This window comes from Streptomyces sp. NPDC111516 (assembly GCF_055635345.1).
In genome coordinates this window covers 1-17553 of sequence record NZ_JBVKBV010000027.1, presented here as the reverse complement: position 1 = coordinate 17553, position 17553 = coordinate 1, and the positions used below count along the sequence as shown (strand labels likewise).

Genomic DNA, 17553 nt, shown 5'->3' with positions numbered 1-17553 from the left:
TGACATCAAGATAGTTCCTCGGTGATTCTGATCCCATGACCGCACCCACCTGGGATCCGCAGCAGTACCTGCGCCACGCGGACCATCGCACCCGCCCCTTCCACGATCTCCTGGCCCGCGTCACCGAGCCGCCGGCCGCCCCCGCGCCCCGGATCGCCGACCTCGGCTGCGGAGCGGGGAACGTGACGACGCTGCTGGCCGACCGCTGGCCGAAGGCGCACATCACCGGCTACGACAATTCCCCGCAGATGCTGGAGCAGGCACGCACCCACGCCGGCCCCCTCCTGGACTTCGCCGAGGCCGACGCCGCGACCTGGACCCCCGCGGAGCCGTACGACCTGATCTTCTCCAACGCCCTGCTCCAGTGGGTCCCGGACCACACCGCCCGCTTCCCGGTCTGGCTGGACGCCATCACCCCCGGCGGGACGTTCGCCTTCCAGGTCCCCGGCAACTTCGACCAGCCCAGCCATGTCCTGATGCGGGAACTCGCGGGGTCCCCGCGCTGGCGCGACCGTCTGGCCGGCGAGCTGCGCCACGCCGACGCGGTGCTCAGCCCCGCCGCCTACCTCGACGCGCTGACGGCCCCCGGCATCACGGCGGACGTCTGGGAGACCACGTATCTGCATCTGCTGCCCGGCGAGGACCCGGTGCTCGACTGGGTCAAGGGCACCGGCCTGCGCCCCGTCCTGACAGCCCTGGCCGACGACGCCGACGCCCGCGACGCGTTCCTCGCCGAATACCGCGACCTGCTGCGCACCGCCTACCCCCAGGGCCCGCACGGCACGGTCTTCCCGTTCCGCCGCATCTTCGCCGTGGCCCGCAAGGAGAAGTGATGATCGCCGCTCTCGACCACGTCCAACTGGCCGCCCCGGAAGGCTCGGAGCACGCCCTGCGCACGTACTACGTCGACACCCTGGGCATGACGGAGATCGCCAAACCCCCCGCACTCGCGGCCCGCGGCGGCTGCTGGTTCCGGGCGGGCCCGGTCCAGCTCCACCTGGGCATCGAGTCCGGCTTCCGCCCGGCGAGGAAGGCCCACCCGGGCCTGCGGGTCACGGACATCGAGGCGTACGCGGCCCGGCTGGCGGAACGCGGCGCGGAGGTGACCTGGGACGGCGACCTGCCGGGGCACCGGCGCTTCTTCAGCCACGACCCGGTGGGGAACCGGCTGGAGTTCCTGGAGCCGGTGGACGGGTGAGCCTCAGAGCCGGTCGAGCGCGTCCAGCGTGATGTCGATGTCGATCGGGAACGGAACGCCCGTCTTGAGACGGTCGTGATGGATCCCCGTCAGGGCGTACGTCTTGGACACCGGGTCCAGCTCGTAGACCCGCACCACCGGATGCTGGTCGGTGCCGGCCGTCTCGACCAGCCAGAAATTCGGGATACCGGCCGCGGCGTACTTCTGCGGTTTGGCGTTGCGGTCGCGGGCCTCCGAGTCGGGGGAGACGACCTCGACGGCGAGGAGGACGTCGGTGGCCTGGAAGCGGGTCAATTCCCGTCCGGTGACAGCTGCGGCGCGGACGACGGAGATGTCGGGCTCGGGGCCGTTGCGGCGGTCGAGGACCACGGTCATTTCGCGGCGGACTTTCATATCCCGGGGCGCTGTGCACCGCAGACCGGACACCAACAGATCGATCACGGTGCCGTGGAAATCTCGCTGTGGACTCACAAAAACCAGGCTCCCGTCGAGCAGTTCAGTGTGCGGCGGGAGATCGGGCAAGGTGAACAGATCGTCCACCGTGTATCCGTCCTGGGGCGGCACCGGCCAGCGGGAGCTGTGCGCGGTGATCGGCTCGGCGGTCATGGTTCCTCCCATGGACGGGATTCTTGGCCCTACCGACCACAGTAGGGGTCGTTTCCCCGTGCCGTCATCACAATGAGTGACCAACCGCCCGGGTTCAGCTCTTGCGGTGCCCCATCAGCCGCGGCTTCGACTCCAGGTTCTCCAGGCCGTGCCAGGCCAGGTTCACCAGGTGGGCGGCGACCTCCGCCTTCTCCGGCTTGCGGGCGTTGACCCACCACTGGCCGGTCAGTGCGACCATGCCGACCAGTGCCTGGGCATAGAGCGGGGCCAGCTTCGGGTCGAAGCCGCGGGCCTTGAACTCCAGGCCCAGGATGTCCTCCACCTGGGTGGCGATGTCACTGATGAGGGAGGCGAACGTGCCGGTCGACTGGGCGACGGGGGAGTCGCGGACCAGGATGCGGAAGCCGTCCGTGTACGTCTCGATGTAGTCGAGCAGGGCGAACGCGGCCTGCTCCAGGAGTTCGCGGGGGTGGCCCGCGGTCAGGGCGCCGGTGACCATGTCGAGGAGCTGGCGCATCTCGCGGTCCACCACGACGGCGTACAGGCCCTCCTTGCCGCCGAAGTGCTCGTAGACGACCGGCTTGGAAACACCGGCGCGGGCCGCGATCTCCTCGACCGAAGTGCCCTCGAAGCCCTTGTCGGCGAAGAGCGTACGGCCGATGTCCAGCAACTGCTCGCGACGTTCCTTACCGGTCATCCGCACCCGGCGGGCGCGCCGGGCGGAAGAAGGACGGTTTTTCTCGCTGCTGGTGCTGGAGTCGGTCGCCACGTCGTCAATCATGCCGCTTCGGTATGCGCACGGTCGCGCCGGGAGTCGATACGGCGGGACTCGATCCGGGCGGAGTCGGGCCAGCGCACGTCGGACGCCCAGCCCAGTTTCTCGAACCAGCGGATCAGCCGGGCACTCGAATCGATCTGCCCCTTCATCACACCGTGCCGCGCACTCGTCGGATCCGCGTGGTGCAGGTTGTGCCAGGACTCGCCGCACGACAGCACCGCCAGCCACCACACGTTCCCCGACCGGTCACGGGACCTGAACGGACGCTTGCCGACCGCATGACAGATGGAATTGATCGACCACGTGACATGGTGCAGCAGCGCCACCCGGACGAGAGACCCCCAGAAGAAGGCCGTCGCCGCCCCCCCACCACGACATCGTCACGAGACCGCCGACCAGCGGCGGAAGCAGCAGCGACACGGTCGTGAAGGTGAGGAAGTGGCGCGAGATCCCACGGAGCGCCGGATCCCTGATCAGATCGGGGGCGTACTTCTGCTGCGGCGTCTGCTCCTCATCGAACATCCAGCCGATATGCGCCCACCACAGACCCTTCAACAGGGCCGGGAGGCTCTCGCCGAACCGCCACGGCGAGTGCGGATCGCCCTCCGCGTCCGAGAAGCGGTGGTGCTTGCGGTGATCCGCCACCCAACGCACCAGCGGGCCCTCCACGGCCAGTGAACCCGCGACGGCCAGAGCGATACGGAGCGGACGCTTCGCCTTGAAGGAACCATGGGTGAAATAGCGGTGGAAACCGATCGTGATCCCGTGGCAGCCGATGAAGTACATCGCCACGAGCAGACCCACATCGAGCCAGCTCACGCCCCGACCCCAGGCCAGCGGCACCGCCGCGACCAGCGCCACGAACGGCACCACGATGAACAACAGAAGAGCGAACTGCTCGACCGACCGTTTACTGTCCCCGCCGAGCGTGGCGGAGGGAAGGGCCTGGTCATCGGCCGCCGACGGCTCGGCCTCGTCGACCACAGCGGGGCTGGTGTTCATGGGGAATCCCCTGGAATGAGGAGTACGACGGACTGCTCCGGCTACGCGTCCGTAACCTACGCTTACGTAAGTATGGCAGCGCGAGGGCCCACCGCACGAGAGCGCGACGGGCCGTCCACGAAGGGAAACCCGATCGGGGCGGAGCGGTGCCCACAGTGTGGACACCTATCCTGGTGGTGCCGGACAGCGCGGTCCGCACTCTGCTTTCCCGGGGTGGCGTCAGCACCGCTGCCGACCGCGGCCCCGGAGATCCCGCCCGCCCGTCTCCCACCGCCATCCTTGTTGGGATTCGCTACGCGACGCACCTCCTCATTCACTGCAAGGAGCCGCACACTGTGAGCAGTGCCGACCAGACCCCCGCCGCCAGCGCCGAGCTGCGCGCCGACATCCGCCGCCTCGGCGACCTGCTGGGCGAGACCCTCGTACGCCAGGAAGGCCAGGAACTCCTCGACCTCGTCGAGCGCGTCCGCGCCCTGACCCGCACCGACGGTGAGGCCGCCGCCGAACTCCTCGGCGACACGGACCTGGAGACCGCCGCACAACTCGTGCGCGCCTTCTCCACCTACTTCCACCTCGCCAACGTCACCGAACAGGTCCACCGCGCCCACGAGATGCGCGACCGCCGCGCCGCCGAGGGCGGGCTCCTCGCCCGCACCGCCGACCGGCTGAAGGACGCGGACCCGGTCCACCTGCGCGAGACCGTCAAGAACCTCAACGTACGACCCGTCTTCACCGCACACCCCACCGAGGCCGCCCGGCGCTCCGTACTCAACAAGCTCCGCCGCATCGCCGAACTGCTGGAAACACCGGTGATCGACGCCGACCGGCGTCGCCAGGACCTGCGCCTCGCCGAGAACATCGACCTCATCTGGCAGACCGACGAACTCCGTGTCGTCCGCCCCGAGCCCGCCGACGAAGCCCGCAACGCCATCTACTACCTCGACGAACTGCACGCCAATGCCGTCGGGGACGTACTCGAAGACCTCGCGGCCGAGCTCGAGCGCGTCGGCATCGAACTGCCCGCCGGCACCCGCCCCCTCACCTTCGGCACGTGGATCGGCGGCGACCGCGACGGCAACCCCAACGTGACACCCGCCGTCACCCGCGAGGTACTGATCCTCCAGCACGAGCACGGCATCACCGACGCGCTGGAGCTCGTCGACCACCTCCGCGCGCAGCTCTCCAACTCCATCCGCTACACCGGCGCCACCGACGAACTGCTGACCTCGCTCCAGGCCGACCTGGAACGCCTCCCCGAGATCAGCCCCCGCTACAAGCGGCTGAACGCCGAGGAACCGTACCGCCTCAAGGCCACCTGCATCCGCCAGAAGCTCCTCAACACCCGCGAACGCCTCGCCGGCGGCACCCCGCACCGCCCCGGCTGCGACTACCTCGGAACCGCCGAGCTCATCGCCGACCTCGAACTCATCCAGACCTCCCTGCGCGAGCACCGCGGCGGCCTGTTCGCCGACGGCCGGATGGACCGCACCATCCGCACCCTCGCCGCGTTCGGCCTGCAGCTCGCCACCATGGACGTACGCGAACACGCCGACGCCCACCACCACGCCCTCGGCCAGCTCTTCGACCGGCTCGGCGAGGAGTCCTGGCGCTACGCCGACATGCCGCGCGACTACCGGCAGAAGCTGCTCGCCAAGGAACTGCGCTCGCGCCGCCCGCTCGCCCCTACCCCGGCGCCGCTGGACGCCGCGGGCGAGAAGACCCTCGGCGTCTTCCACACCATCAAGGAAGCCTTCGAGCGGTTCGGCCCCGAGGTCATCGAGTCCTACATCATCTCGATGTGCCAGGGCGCCGACGACGTCTTCGCGGCCGCCGTCCTGGCCCGCGAGGCCGGACTGCTCGATCTGCACGGCGGCTGGGCCAAGATCGGCATCGTGCCGCTCCTGGAGACCACCGACGAGCTGCGCGCCGCCGACGTCATTCTCGACGAGATGCTCGCCGACCCGTCGTACCGCCGTCTCGTCTCCCTGCGCGGAGACGTGCAGGAGGTCATGCTCGGCTACTCCGACTCCTCCAAGTTCGGCGGCATCACCACCTCGCAGTGGGAGATCCACCGGGCACAGCGCCGGCTGCGCGACGTCGCGCACCGTTACGGCGTACGTCTGCGCCTCTTCCACGGCCGCGGCGGCACCGTCGGCCGCGGCGGCGGCCCCTCGCACGACGCGATCCTCGCCCAGCCGTGGGGCACCCTGGAGGGCGAGATCAAGGTGACCGAGCAGGGCGAGGTCATCTCCGACAAGTACCTCATCCCGGCGCTCGCCCGGGAGAACCTGGAGCTGACCGTAGCGGCCACCCTCCAGGCCTCCGCGCTGCACACCGCGCCCCGCCAGTCCGACGAGGCCCTGGCCCGCTGGGACGCCGCGATGGACACCGTCTCCGACGCCGCGCACGCCGCGTACCGCAAGCTGGTCGAGGACCCCGACCTGCCCGCGTACTTCTTCGCCTCCACCCCCGTCGACCAACTCGCCGAACTGCACCTCGGTTCGCGTCCGTCGCGGCGTCCGGACTCCGGCGCGGGCCTGGACGGGCTGCGGGCCATCCCGTGGGTCTTCGGCTGGACCCAGTCACGGCAGATCGTGCCCGGCTGGTACGGCGTCGGCTCCGGGCTCAAGGCACTGCGCGAGGCCGGCCTGGACACCGTTCTGGACGAGATGCACGAGCAGTGGCACTTCTTCCGGAACTTCATCTCGAACGTGGAGATGACGCTCGCCAAGACCGATCTGCGGATCGCCCGCCACTATGTCGACACGCTGGTCCCCGACGAGCTGAAGCATGTCTTCGCCGACATCGAGGCCGAGCACGCGCTCACGGTCCAGGAGGTCCTGAAGGTCACCGGCGGATCCGAGCTGCTCGGTACCAGCCCGGTGCTCCAGCAGACCTTCGCCATCCGGGACGCCTACCTGGACCCGATCTCGTACCTCCAGGTCTCGCTGCTGGCCCGTCAGCGCGAGGCGGCGGCACGCGGCGAGGCGGCCGACCCGCTGCTCGCACGGGCCCTGCTGCTCACCGTGAACGGTGTCGCAGCGGGTCTGCGCAACACCGGCTGAGCCGCCGGGGCGTGGGTGCGGTCCCACTCACAGGGCGAAGAACGTCGCCACCAGCAGGACCGCACCCGCGATCCCCGTACCCCAGGCGACCCGGGGCAGCCGCAGGCCGCCGCCGATCAGCAGAGCCGCCAGCACCAACGCACCACCCAGCGGCACCCACGCATGCAGGAAACCCGCAATCCCGGTGCGTACGACGTCGTCCGTACCCGGCTTCACGACCACCGGGAAGCGGTCGCCCCGCCGCGCCGCCACAGACTTCTCGATCGTCACCCGGGCGCGCGCGGCAGCCTGCCCGGACGGTGCGAACGGACCGGTACAGACATCGGCGCCACAGCCCGTGACGGTCATCGTGCCGTGCTCGCGGCCCTTGGGCAGAACGACGTGGTGCGCCGAACTCCAGGAGGAGAGCACACCCGCGACGAGCAGCAGCAGGACGACACAGCCCATGGCCGCGTTGCGGGCATGGACCAGGGCGCGGTGTGAGGAGTTCCGCTTCATGGGGAGCGATCCTTCGGCAGAGCAACGCGCCTGGTCAACTTAGACAGTGTCCTATGTGGTGAGTCGGAGGAGTCGTTTGTAGCAGCAGAGGGCGGCGGCGAGGCCGAGGGAGGCCAGGTAGTTGCGGGGGTGGCGTTCGTAGCGGTGGTTGAGCCTGCGGTAGCCGGTCAGCCACGACATGGTGCGTTCGATGACCCGTCTTCGGCGTCCGAGCCGTTCGCTGGATTCGATTCCTTTGCGGGCGATGCGGACGCCGATACGTTTACCGCGCAGCCATCTATGCAGTTCAGGGATGTCGTATGCCTTGTCGGTGTGGAGCTTGCGGGGTTGGTAGTTCCAGCCGCGGTGGGGGTCGTGTCTCGTTTGGAGACCGGCCACCATGGGCTTCAGACCTTGGCTGTCGTGGGTGTTGGCGGCGGAGAGCCCGACGACCAGGGGCAGTCCGTTCGCGTCCGACAGGACGTGCATCTTGGAACCCGGTTTACCCCGGTCCACGGGTCTCGGGCCTGTGAGTTCGCCCCTTTTTTGGCCCGTACGTGGGCGGAGTCGAGGACCACGCGGGTCAGGTCGAGCAGTCCGCACTCATCGATGCGGTCGAGCACCGCCTCGTGCAGCCGGCCCCAGAGGCAGGCTCTGGACCGTCTGCCCGTAGGTGGCCCGGGCGCCTCCTGGAGAGGCCCCTTACCGAGCCTTGCCTGGGGCGAGTGCGTAAAGCCAAGCGACACGACTCCACTCAACTCGGGGCACTGCGCCCTGTCCGGAGAACTCGGGGCAGTTCAGAGGTCGCAATTGCTGCGCTGTGTCGGCCGTGGTCGAGCCATTGAAGGGTTGTGTCCGTGGCCGCCTCGATGAGCTGCGCAGTCTGCCGGAAGTCGATGGGCAGCAGTGCCACCGGGCGTACCGGCGGCAGAACATGGAGCCGCACGCGGGCGCGGGCCTGCGCGATCGAGGCTGCCATGCGTTGCTCTTCCAGCAGGTTGTACGCGTGAGTGGCCATCGCGAGCACGGTGGACGGCGCCGCGGACAGGCGGCACGAGAACCCAGGGGCCAGGACATAGACCTCGTCTGCACCGAGCGCGATCGCATGGTCGAGGGTGGTTCCATTGGCTACGGCGCCATCGATGAGGTGACGTCCCTCGATCGCCACCGGCGGGTAGAACCCTGGAACGGCGGTGCTGGCCATGAGGGCCGGTACCGCCGGGCCGTGGGTGAGGAGGAACCCTCGCCCGTCGCATGCATCCGTGGCCAGGATCTTGAGGGGAACCGTCGCGTCCTCGATGCGCTCCAGCGGCAGTACGCGGTGAAGGAAGCCCTCGAAACGACGATTGCTGAAAACGTGATCGGCCCGGCCGGCTGCCGCCCGGCCGACCAGGAGCGGGTTGACGGGGAAGATGTAGTTCAGTCCTCCCAGCGCCCGAATAACGGCACGAACAGGGCGGCCGGGGAAGCTGGCGAGCAGTCTCGGCAGCATTTCTGAGGGCTCCAGGGGGTACACATCGTGTTCTCCGACCTGCAGCCACAACCGCGCGAGTTCTTCGACACCCTGTGTATCCGGCCGGGCTGCGTAGAAGGCCGCGTTCAGCGAGCCCACCGAGGCGCCGACGACGAGGTCGGGATGGATGCCGCGCACGGTAAGAGCACGCAGCATCCCCACCTGCACGGCGCCCAGACTGCCGCCCCCGGACAGAACAAATGCCGTCGTCATCACGAAACCTCTTCGCGAACCCCCTGGATTTCAGGCCGCCACAGTCGACCTTCTGATTGCTCAGCGGCTCTCCGACCTGCTGGATTGATGCGCGCACGATGTGGTTGCCGGGAACCACGCAGTACGACCTTCGCATCATTGCCTAGTGCAAGAGTACGTTTGAAGAGGCGGGTCCGGAGGGTGGACGGAGCCGCACGAGAAAGGGGTCCCGTGGAGTGGGCGCCCCCAAAGATCACCCCGAAGGCCGCAGTCGCCCTACCGGCGCACCCGGTCCCCTCGGTCATCGTGATACGGCGGTCAGCGCCGGCACGTGACCGCTTGAGCCCATCAGGGCGTTTCAGGGCACTGAGAGGAAGCGAGTCGCATGTCTGACCTCTCCCACAGTCGACCCGACATCGCCGGCCACCCCGACGTGGCCGAGATGCGGGAACGTTATGCACACGTGGCGGGCGGCCGTCAGGCCGTCGCCGTGGACGGGCTGATCCTGCTGACAGGGCTGTACACGGCCATCTCGCCCTGGGTCGTGCACTTCCATACGCAGCCCGACATCACCGTGAACAACCTGATTGTCGGCATCACCATGGCCGTGATCGGCCTGGGGCTGACACTGGCGGGCGAGAGCTTGCTCCGTCTGAGCTGGACAGTCGCCGCCATGGGCGTCTGGATGATCATCTCGCCGTGGGTGGTCACCGCTGGCCACAGCGCCTCTGCAGGGATCATCTGGAACAACTGCTGGATCGGTGGCGTCGCCCTCGCTCTGGGGCTGGCCGCCATGGCCATGATGAGGTCGGCCGGTCGCAGAACCGCCACGAAGTAGTGCCTCCGCATCGGCGCGGCGCAGGTTTGCGTCACCGTGGCCTGGCCGCGCCTCTGGCACGTGAACGCACTTGTGAGGGCGCTATGAGCCTCTCCCAGCAAGACCAGCGGGTCCTCGCCGACATCCAGCAGCATCTGAACCAGGACGACCCCCACCTGGCACGGATGCTCAGTTCCTTCGGTAAGGCCACCCCCCTCTGCACCGTCCTCCCGCGCTTGCTCCGGCGCTGCTGCGCGGCCCTTTTGTCCACCCCAGTGTTCCTGTCGGTCGCCGCAATACTGCTGATCGTGGCCATCGCCGTTCGCAGTCCGGCCCTCTTCATCGCGGCGATGGCCATGGTCTGCGTCTCGGCACTGCCGAAACTGACGGGATCCTTCCAGTACTCTCGCCACGGCGGCCGCACGAACCTCTGACCGTAGCGCCCCTTGGGCACCGGTCAGGTGAGCGGCCACCGCGCGAGTCACCGCGGCGCCCGGTGTGCCGCTGGAGCGGGCGCCACAGCTTGTACTCGGCGTTGGTGTGCTCCTTCAGACGGATCGCTCTACGCAGGCCGGAGTCAGGTCGTCCTGTCTCTTGGCCGACGACTTCCTCCCTGCGGAGCGTCCGGCGGGGCGGGGTTGAGCGGGTCGTTGATGAGGCCGCCGACGCGGCGCACCTCGTCGAAGGGATCCACCGCCATCTCGTCCGCCGCCTCGGTGAGTGCCTTCAGTGCGGGAACGAGCGTGGCGCGCGCTTCGGGGGGCAGTTGCTGCACGAGGGCGCGGACTTCGGTGCGCCGGTGGGCGAGGACGCGCTCGACGAGGCTTCGTCCGGTGGATGTGAGGCGGAGGATGACCTCGCGCCGGTTGTCGGGGTTGGTTTTGCGGTCTATGAGGCCGACGGACTCCAGACGTTCGACCATGCGCAGCGCGGTGGAGGGGTTGACCCCCAGCGTCGCGGCCATGGCGGCGAGCTTGACGGGCCCGCACGTGTCAAGCACCACCAGGGCCCGCAACTGGGGCAGGGTGAGAGAGTCGTCGGCGGACGTGAGCGCGCGGGCCGAGATCGCGATGAGCAGCCTGGAAGCCGCCATGACGGCCAGGGTGACTTCTTCGGCCTCCTGGTCGAGTTCCGTGCGAGAGGGCTGTCCATCGGAGGGCTTGAGTCGGGACTCCTGCCGCGTCATCGCGTTCTTTCCAGCCCTTCGTTCGGCAGGCTCGCAGTCCGGCATGGCGTCCTCACCCCCTGCAATTATTGCAGAATGCAATGTTATAGTGGATCCGCAGACTGGAACCGGCGGATGCGACGGTTCCAGCGACAGGACGTTGAAGGCTGAGCCAATACGCGAAGCCTATTCGTTCGTGCAGTGCGGGCACGCCTGGGAGGACTCCTACGAGATCCGACACTCCCTCGATAGTCAGGGCCGCATGCGAGCGGACTACTAGGAGAAGGGCCTCAAGGTCCCTTCACCGCTGACCGCGAACAAGTGCCGGGAGTGCTGCGGATGCAGGATCCGGATCCTGCGGCCGGGACGGGTGCGCTCGCATGCCCGGGGCTGCTGTTCGCGGACATCCGGCAGTGGCGCCTGGGGATACCGGGGGCCGTCTTTCTCGTCTGTGTGCACCCAGGGGCTTGCCGTACTGGCCGCTTGCCTCGGAGTGAGCCTCTACATCGCAGCACTCGCCCACTTCGATCCCCGGCAGATCGTCACCGGAACCGGCGACCAGTGGATCGCCGCGGGCGCGTCGGCGATCTCATCACTCACTGGAGCAAAGCTCCTGCCCTCCCCCATCTGGACCGAGGGTGTTCACACCGCGCTTCGCACAGCAACGCTCGCGCTGCTCGGCTGCGCCTTCGCCTGGTACCTCGTCCTGGCCACCGCCGAACTCACGCATCCCCGCCCGCGCTACAACAGCCACCGCTGGTCCACCGTCTTTCCCATGGGCATGACCGCCGTCGCCTCCCTCGCCACCCCCTCAGCCACCGGCATTCATCAACTCGCAACCACCGGAACCGTTTTGTTGTGGATCGCCGCCGCCGCATGGCTGCTCACCCTCGCCGGACTGCTGCGACAAATCCAGACGGAAGCCGTCGGCTGACGAAGAGCAACGCCTAGTACTCCAGTACGGTTTTGTGATCTATCCAGCGGGTTCGTCGGCGATCCGTCGTCAGTAGTGATCTGTGCCCATGACCGACGTCTTCGAGCACACCCCGCAGGTCTGGAACGCCGTGGCCGCGGTGCCGGCTACTGCTTCTGGCAGCGAGGTGGGCAGAGGCCTTGCGGCCAGGGGCGCGGCTGGACAGTCGTGGCGCCGCGGAAAGAGCGGCCCGCGCAATGCTCGAAACGCTCGCCGAGCGCATCCCCGCCGGGCTGGCGGACAAACTCGCCGCGCAAGTATGAGATCGCCGAACACCTGTGGCGCATCGAGAATGCCCCAGACATTCCCGCCACCGGAACGCACATAAGCGAACACGATATGCTCCTCACGCTGTCGGCAGGAGCCGAGGTGGGGCCGCCGACCGGTCCGGCGGCTTGCCGGTCCCGGGTCAGAGCGCGCAGCCTGGGTGGTATGAGGCTCTCCCACGGCACGCTGGCGCACCGGCTCATCGCCGATCATCTCATCAATGGGCGGATGGAGCCGGGCTCGGAGATCGGGCTGCGGATCGATCAGACGCTCACCCAGGACGCCACCGGCACCCTGGTGATGCAGGAGCTGGAGGCCCTCGGTCTGGACCGGGTGCGCACCGAGGTCAGCGTCCAGTACGTCGACCACAACCTGCTCCAAGCGGACGAGCGCAACGCCGAGGACCACGCCTTCCTGCGCTCCGCATGCCGCCGCTTCGGCATCTGGTACTCCAAGCCCGGCAACGGCGTGTCCCACCCCATCCACATGCAACGCTTCGGCGTCCCCGGCAAGACGCTGGCCGGGTCCGACTCGCACACCTGCGCCGCCGGCTCGCTCGGCATGCTCGCGCTCGGCACCGGCGGCCTGGAGGTGGCGCTCGCCATGGCCGGGCGGCCGTTGCACTTCACCATGCCGGAGATCTGGGGGATCCGCCTGACCGGCCGGCTGCCGGACTGGGTGAGCGCCAAGGACGTGGTGCTGGAACTGCTGCGGCGGCACGGCGTGAGGGGGGCGGTCAACCGGATCCTGGAGTACCACGGCCCGGGCCTCGAGCAGCTGACCGCGATGGACCGGCACGTCATCGCCAACATGGGCGCCGAACTGGGCGCGACCGCCTCCGTATTCCCCTCCGACGCCGCAGTGCGCGGCTTCCTGCGCGTCGAGGAGCGCGAGGCCGACTTCCACGAGCTGGCCGCCGATCCGGACACTGTCTACGACCTGACCGAGGAGATCGACCTCGGCTCACTCGAACCGCTCATCGCCCGCCCCACCTCGCCCGGCAACGTCGTGCCGGTGCGTGAGGCCACGGGCGAGCCCATCGGGCAGGCCGTCATCGGCTCCTCGGCCAATCCGGGGCTGCGCGACTTTGCCGTAGCCGCCGCGATCGTCGCCGGCCGCCAGACCCACCCCGCCGTCAGCTTCGACGTCAACCCGACCTCCCGCGAGATCCTCGCCGACCTCACCAAGATGGGTGCCACCTTCGAGCTGATTGCCGCTGGGGCCCGTATCCACCAGGCTGGTTGCCTGGGCTGCATCGGCATGGGCCAGGCCCCGGCCCCCGGCCGTAACAGTCTGCGCACCTTCCCGCGCAACTTCCCCGGCCGCTCCGGCACCGAACAGGACGCGGTCTGGCTCTGCTCCCCGGAGACGGCCGCCGTCTCCGCCCTCACGGGCACGATCACCGACCCCCGCGACTGGGCGGCCAAGGAGGCCGTGCCCCACCCGCAGCTGCGTCTGCCCGAGCAGGCGTCGGTTAACCGCGCGATGCTTGAGCCGCCGCTGCCGCCCGAGCAGGCCGCCCGCATCACGCTGGACCGTGGCCCCAACATCTCCGGCCTGCCCGACTTCGCCCCACTTCCCGACGTGCTTGAGGGCCCGGTCCTGCTCAAGTGCGGCGACAACGTCTCCACCGACGAGATCTCCCCGGCCGGCGCGAAAGCACTGCCGTACCGCTCCAACATCCCCAAGCTCGCCGAGTTCACCTTCACGCGGATCGACCCGGACTACCCCCGGCGCGCCGCCGAACTCGCTGGCGACGGCGGGCCCGGCCACCACTTCGTCATCGGCGGGGAGAACTACGGCCAGGGCTCCTCCCGCGAGCACGCTGCCATCACCCCACGCCACCTGGGGCTGCGCGCCGTCATCGCCAAGTCCTACGCCCGCATCCACTGGCAGAACCTGACCAACTTTGGCGTCCTGCCGCTGGAATTCGCCGAGCCGACCGACTACGACCGCATCGAGACCGGCAATCGGCTACGGCTGGAGAACCTCCACGCGGCCCTGGCCCCCGGAGCCGAGTCGCGCCTGCAACTGCGCAACACCAGCAAGAACGAGACCTACCCGGTCCGACACCGCCTCTCCGACGGCCGCCGCCGCACCGTACTGGCGGGAGGCACCATCGCAGCCCTCGCCCGCAAGGAGCAACAGCACCAGGGAAGTGCCCGCATCGACACCCTGGCCGCGCTGGCGGACCCGGGCGAACTCAGCCACCCCGGCGACTGACCCGGCCACCCACGCCGCTACTCATTTTTCGGGGGCTCCTCAGGCCGTCCCGAATGCGGACGTGAATGTGCTCACCCATCGCATCTCCTCTGGGCGGAATGCTATTCAGCGAGATGCTGAAGTGGGCAGAATTTCCCGCATAATGAGATTTGCCTCCCTGTGGAGGCCCCTTGCGCAGCAGCTCTCCGATCTTGTGGATCGAGCCTGATGGCCGTGCGCGGCATGATGATTGAACTGTTCATGCCCGTGCCGACTCTCCAGCATCCGCCTCTAAAACCGCAGCAAGCCCGCCACCTCGCAGAGGGGTGGGCGGGGACCTGGTGGGCGGGGCCGGACCGCTGTTGCCCGTGCCGGGGTCCGGTTCCCCGGTCTCAGGACGGCGGCGCCCCCGTGGAGGACACCCTGGCGGGCAGACTGGCGGCGTGGCAAGGAAGTTCGCCGGATCGGTCATCTGGGCTGTCCGCCGACGGCATCTGCCAAAACGCCGACGACGACTCGGCGGTGGGTAGCCGCTGTGCGAGGGATTCTTTCACCGGTCCACGCCTCCCATCACCGGGTCGATGCTGGCCACCGCGACGATGACGTCGGCGACCTGCCCGCCTTCGCACATCGCGGCCACCGTCTGCAGGTTGGTGAAGCTCGGGTCGCGGAAGTGCACCCGGTACGGCCGGGTGCCGCCGTCGGAGACGACGTGCGCGCCGAGCTCGCCCCTGGGTGACTCGACCGCCACATATACCTGCCCGGGCGGAACGCGGAAGCCGTCCGTGACCAGCCTGAAGTGGTGGATCAGCGCCTCCATGGACTCGCCCATGATGGTGCGGACGTGATCGAGCGAGTTGCCCAACCCGTCCGCGCCGAGCGCGAGCTGCGCCGGCCACGCGATCTTCTTGTCGGCGACCATCACCGCACCGCCGCCGCCCCCCAGATGCTCCAGGCACTGCTCGACAATCCGCAGCGACTGCTCCATCTCGTGCAGCCGGATCACGAAGCGGCCGTAGCAGTCGCAGCTGTCCGCCGTCTCGACCTCGAAGTCGTACTGCTCGTAGCCGCAGTACGGGTCCGACTTACGCAGGTCGTGCGGCAGGCCGGTTGCGCGTAGAATCGGCCCGGTCGCGCCGAGTGCCATGCAGCCCGCGAGGTCGAGGTAGCCGACGTCCACCAGGCGGGCCCTGAAAGTCGGGTTGTTCGTGGCCAGCTTGTCGTACTCGTGCATCCGCGAGCGCAGCAGCTGCACGCCCTCGCGGATCTGGTCCAGTGCTCCGGGCGGCAGGTCCTGCGCCAGCCCGCCGGGCCGAACGTAGCTGTGGTTCATGCGCAGACCGGTGACCAGCTCGAAGATGTCGAGGATGACCTCGCGGTCACGGAATCCGTAGACCATGAGCGTGGTGGAGCCGATCTCCATGCCGCCAGCGGCGAGCGCCACCAGGTGCGAGGAGATGCGGTTGAGCTCCATCATCAGCACCCGGATGACGCTGGCCCGCTCGGGCACGTGGTCGGTGATCCCGAGCAGCTTCTCCACCGCCAGGCAGTAGGCGGTCTCGTTGAACAGCGGGGTCAGGTAGTCCATGCGGGTCACGAAGGTCGTGCCCTGGACCCAGTTCCTGAACTCCATGTTCTTCTCGATGCCGGTGTGCAGGTACCCGATGCCGCAGCGGGCCTCCTTCACCGTCTCGCCGTCGATCTCCAGGACAAGCCGCAGTACCCCGTGCGTGGACGGGTGCTGCGGACCCATGTTGACGATGATCCGCTCGTCATCCGCCCTCCCTTGTCGCTGCGCGGCGTCGGCGACCTCGTAGTCCCAGTCGCCGCCGGTGGTGGTGTAGACGCGGCCCTCGGTCGTATCCCGAGCTCCCGCCGGCTCCTGCTCGGTGTCGCTCATCAGCCCATGACCTCCGCTCGGATCGCCGATCGCGTCCACGTGTCGCGGCGTGATCGGCAAAGGCGGCCGTGTTCCGTCTCGGCTGGCCGTACCCTCGCGCCAGCTGCAAGGGCACGCTTGGCGGCATGGGGGCGGCCCATTCCAGGATCGCGCACATCTACCATGAACACCCGGCCGGGCCGGGTAGCCGTGCCGTGTCCTTCTGTCGGCAACCAAGAGCACGTGCGTGCGCAGCTGGCGACCCATGTAGAGGATCTCGTTGAGCACGTCGACGGCCAGGGAGACCTGCGGGTCGCCGGACTCGCGGATCTTCTCCCAGTAGCGGGGCAGCTGCTTCATCGTCGCGTTGGCCTCTTCGAGGAGGATCAGCAGCCGCAGGCCGATGGCCTTCGGGTCGGCGTCGATGCCCAGTTCGTCGGCCTCGCGGGTATGGCGCCGGCGTTCCATGCCGAGGGTGATGAGCTGGTCGTGGATGTCGGCGACGTCGGCGCAGGCCACGCGCCCACGGGTGGGAGATCCGCTTGTGTCGGGGACGAACACGAGCGAGCCGTGGTGGAGCATCTGGCAGGCGATACACCGCAGTGTCTCCGACTTGCCGCCGCCCGTGTGGAGGCGTGCGGGGAGTCGGTGCCCAGGTCGACGGAGACGGTCCGCCCGGCGGAGCCGATGCCGATGACGGGCGCGGGAAGGTCATGCCCTCCTGATCGAGGTGGGTTTCTTATGGCGTGATCGGCTGTTGCCCACGTCCAGGCACATGGTGTTGGTGGCAGCGCTGGCAGCGCCGGGCGTTGCGGCCACAGACAGTGTGGGCGCCGCCCCGGTGATCAGGCCGGCGGCGGCCAGGGCCGCGAGGGCAGTAGTGGTACGGGGCATGGCTTACCTCCGTTGGTCGGTGCTGCTCACTGGGTGGATACGGACGTTCTGGCGCAGACAAGGCTCGCAGCGGACTGCTGCGACACGCCCGGCTTCGGGCGCCGTTCATCCAGGGAGGGGACATGTGGTTTAAGAACCTGGACTCAAAACGAAACGGCTGAGCCGCGGTCCGCGGGTACGTCGTGACGTTATTCGTTCGTGCGCCAGTAGGCCACGACCAGCAGGATGCGGTCCTCCAGCGGCAGGCTCCACGGCCGTCCGCGCCGCGCCTCGTCCACGACCTCGCGACGCACCACGGTCACCAACTTGCCGAAGCAGCGCGGGCTCAGCCCAGTGAACGGGGCTATCCAGGACGGCTCCGACGCCGTGACCACACCAGCCATATCAAGATCATCTCACCCGTGACCAGCAGTTACGGGACAACCCTTAGCTTGATCTTTAACCTGTGCGGCGTGGACGTGGGGTCGTTGACTTCTTCTTTGTGCGTCGCGTTGCGGGGCCCGGTTTCCCGACGGTGTGCACGTC

The 17553-nt window shown here is 68.5% G+C and carries 15 protein-coding genes and 3 pseudogenes; 8 read left to right on the top strand and 10 right to left on the bottom strand.

Annotated elements, in window-relative coordinates; translation table 11 throughout:
- Window positions 1-35 precede the first annotated feature (35 nt).
- Together ACZ7L9_RS32955 and ACZ7L9_RS32950 are read left to right on the top strand one after the other, a co-directional pair.
- A complete protein-coding gene (locus ACZ7L9_RS32955; RefSeq protein ID WP_471421046.1) occupies window positions 36-833 on the top strand; it encodes a trans-aconitate 2-methyltransferase in 798 nt (265 codons plus the stop codon).
- The gene (locus ACZ7L9_RS32950; protein ID WP_471421044.1) at window positions 833-1198 is read left to right on the top strand and encodes a VOC family protein; all 366 of its coding nucleotides are present in this window, start codon (window positions 833-835) and stop codon (window positions 1196-1198) included. The genes ACZ7L9_RS32955 and ACZ7L9_RS32950 overlap by 1 nt, the downstream gene beginning before the upstream one ends.
- A gap of 3 nt (window positions 1199-1201) precedes the next feature.
- On the opposite strand, the gene ACZ7L9_RS32945 is transcribed toward ACZ7L9_RS32950, so the two are convergent.
- From ACZ7L9_RS32945 to ACZ7L9_RS32935, 3 genes and pseudogenes are all read right to left on the bottom strand, one after another.
- Window positions 1202-1804, bottom strand: coding sequence for a Uma2 family endonuclease (locus ACZ7L9_RS32945; RefSeq protein ID WP_471421173.1), 603 nt, complete (start codon window positions 1802-1804; stop codon window positions 1202-1204).
- Between the two features lie 94 nt (window positions 1805-1898).
- Window positions 1899-2585 carry a TetR family transcriptional regulator gene (locus tag ACZ7L9_RS32940; protein WP_471421043.1) on the bottom strand — a complete coding sequence of 229 codons (687 nt, stop codon included), beginning with the start codon at window positions 2583-2585 and terminating at the stop codon, window positions 1899-1901.
- Window positions 2582-3584 (bottom strand): annotated as a pseudogene (locus tag ACZ7L9_RS32935) (acyl-CoA desaturase). The gene ACZ7L9_RS32940 and the pseudogene ACZ7L9_RS32935 overlap by 4 nt, the downstream one beginning before the upstream one ends.
- Window positions 3585-3919: 335 nt before the next feature.
- Between ACZ7L9_RS32935 and ppc the strand changes: the two are divergent.
- Window positions 3920-6649 carry a phosphoenolpyruvate carboxylase gene (gene ppc / locus ACZ7L9_RS32930; RefSeq protein WP_471421041.1) on the top strand — a complete coding sequence of 910 codons (2730 nt, stop codon included), beginning with the start codon at window positions 3920-3922 and terminating at the stop codon, window positions 6647-6649.
- A gap of 27 nt (window positions 6650-6676) precedes the next feature.
- On the opposite strand, the gene ACZ7L9_RS32925 is transcribed toward ppc, so the two are convergent.
- The 3 genes and pseudogenes from ACZ7L9_RS32925 to ACZ7L9_RS32915 all read right to left on the bottom strand — a co-directional run bounded on the left by ACZ7L9_RS32925 (window position 6677) and on the right by ACZ7L9_RS32915 (window position 8852).
- A complete protein-coding gene (locus ACZ7L9_RS32925; RefSeq protein WP_471421039.1) occupies window positions 6677-7147 on the bottom strand; it encodes a hypothetical protein in 471 nt (156 codons plus the stop codon).
- A 51-nt stretch (window positions 7148-7198) separates the two neighbouring features.
- A pseudogene (locus tag ACZ7L9_RS32920) lies at window positions 7199-7785 on the bottom strand (IS5 family transposase); the annotation flags it as partial.
- A 95-nt stretch (window positions 7786-7880) separates the two neighbouring features.
- Entirely contained in the window at window positions 7881-8852 is a 972-nt protein-coding gene (locus tag ACZ7L9_RS32915; protein WP_471421037.1) for a patatin-like phospholipase family protein, read from the bottom strand.
- A gap of 364 nt (window positions 8853-9216) precedes the next feature.
- Between ACZ7L9_RS32915 and ACZ7L9_RS32910 the strand changes: the two genes are divergently transcribed.
- Together ACZ7L9_RS32910 and ACZ7L9_RS32905 are read left to right on the top strand one after the other, a co-directional pair.
- Window positions 9217-9669 (top strand): SPW repeat protein, encoded by a 453-nt coding sequence (locus tag ACZ7L9_RS32910; RefSeq protein ID WP_471421035.1) that lies wholly within the window; start codon window positions 9217-9219, stop codon window positions 9667-9669.
- A gap of 83 nt (window positions 9670-9752) precedes the next feature.
- The gene (locus ACZ7L9_RS32905) at window positions 9753-10082 is read left to right on the top strand and encodes a DUF3040 domain-containing protein (RefSeq protein ID WP_471421033.1); all 330 of its coding nucleotides are present in this window, start codon (window positions 9753-9755) and stop codon (window positions 10080-10082) included.
- A 143-nt stretch (window positions 10083-10225) separates the two neighbouring features.
- Here ACZ7L9_RS32905 and ACZ7L9_RS32900 read toward each other — a convergent pair whose 3' ends face one another.
- On the bottom strand, window positions 10226-10834 hold the full coding sequence (locus ACZ7L9_RS32900; protein WP_471421031.1) for a MarR family winged helix-turn-helix transcriptional regulator: 609 nt from the start codon (window positions 10832-10834) through the stop codon (window positions 10226-10228).
- 349 nt (window positions 10835-11183) lie between these two features.
- Here ACZ7L9_RS32900 and ACZ7L9_RS32895 point away from each other — a divergent pair, with 349 nt between their 5' ends.
- The 3 genes from ACZ7L9_RS32895 to ACZ7L9_RS32885 all read left to right on the top strand — a co-directional run bounded on the left by ACZ7L9_RS32895 (window position 11184) and on the right by ACZ7L9_RS32885 (window position 14276).
- Complete coding sequence (locus ACZ7L9_RS32895; protein WP_471421028.1) at window positions 11184-11747, top strand: SLAC1 family transporter; 564 nt, start codon at window positions 11184-11186, stop codon at window positions 11745-11747.
- Window positions 11748-11926: 179 nt separating this feature from the next.
- Complete coding sequence (locus tag ACZ7L9_RS32890) at window positions 11927-12049, top strand: DUF2267 domain-containing protein (protein WP_471421027.1); 123 nt, start codon at window positions 11927-11929, stop codon at window positions 12047-12049.
- 169 nt (window positions 12050-12218) lie between these two features.
- Window positions 12219-14276, top strand: a complete 2058-nt coding sequence (locus tag ACZ7L9_RS32885; protein WP_471421025.1) for an aconitate hydratase — start codon at window positions 12219-12221, stop codon at window positions 14274-14276.
- Window positions 14277-14805: 529 nt separating this feature from the next.
- Here the strand turns inward: ACZ7L9_RS32885 and ACZ7L9_RS32880 are convergent.
- The 3 genes and pseudogenes from ACZ7L9_RS32880 to ACZ7L9_RS32870 form a co-directional block, all read right to left on the bottom strand.
- Entirely contained in the window at window positions 14806-16155 is a 1350-nt protein-coding gene (locus ACZ7L9_RS32880) for an NADH-quinone oxidoreductase subunit D (protein WP_471421171.1), read from the bottom strand.
- A 690-nt stretch (window positions 16156-16845) separates the two neighbouring features.
- Entirely contained in the window at window positions 16846-17028 is a 183-nt protein-coding gene (locus tag ACZ7L9_RS32875; RefSeq protein WP_471421023.1) for a hypothetical protein, read from the bottom strand.
- A 194-nt stretch (window positions 17029-17222) separates the two neighbouring features.
- Window positions 17223-17411: pseudogene (locus ACZ7L9_RS32870) on the bottom strand (IS5/IS1182 family transposase); the annotation flags it as partial.
- Window positions 17412-17553 lie beyond the last annotated feature (142 nt).

Coding starts and splice junctions, on each gene's coding strand:
- ACZ7L9_RS32945 (WP_471421173.1), bottom strand. CDS start 1,804: ATGACCGCCGAGCCGATCACCGCGCACAGCTCCCGCTGGCCGGTGCCG.
- ACZ7L9_RS32910 (WP_471421035.1), top strand. CDS start 9,217: ATGTCTGACCTCTCCCACAGTCGACCCGACATCGCCGGCCACCCCGAC.
- ACZ7L9_RS32950 (WP_471421044.1), top strand. CDS start 833: ATGATCGCCGCTCTCGACCACGTCCAACTGGCCGCCCCGGAAGGCTCG.
- ACZ7L9_RS32885 (WP_471421025.1), top strand. CDS start 12,219: ATGAGGCTCTCCCACGGCACGCTGGCGCACCGGCTCATCGCCGATCAT.
- ACZ7L9_RS32955 (WP_471421046.1), top strand. CDS start 36: ATGACCGCACCCACCTGGGATCCGCAGCAGTACCTGCGCCACGCGGAC.
- ACZ7L9_RS32875 (WP_471421023.1), bottom strand. CDS start 17,028: ATGCCCCGTACCACTACTGCCCTCGCGGCCCTGGCCGCCGCCGGCCTG.
- ACZ7L9_RS32880 (WP_471421171.1), bottom strand. CDS start 16,155: ATGAGCGACACCGAGCAGGAGCCGGCGGGAGCTCGGGATACGACCGAG.
- ACZ7L9_RS32900 (WP_471421031.1), bottom strand. CDS start 10,834: ATGACGCGGCAGGAGTCCCGACTCAAGCCCTCCGATGGACAGCCCTCT.
- ACZ7L9_RS32905 (WP_471421033.1), top strand. CDS start 9,753: ATGAGCCTCTCCCAGCAAGACCAGCGGGTCCTCGCCGACATCCAGCAG.
- ACZ7L9_RS32915 (WP_471421037.1), bottom strand. CDS start 8,852: ATGACGACGGCATTTGTTCTGTCCGGGGGCGGCAGTCTGGGCGCCGTG.
- ACZ7L9_RS32925 (WP_471421039.1), bottom strand. CDS start 7,147: ATGAAGCGGAACTCCTCACACCGCGCCCTGGTCCATGCCCGCAACGCG.
- ACZ7L9_RS32940 (WP_471421043.1), bottom strand. CDS start 2,585: ATGATTGACGACGTGGCGACCGACTCCAGCACCAGCAGCGAGAAAAAC.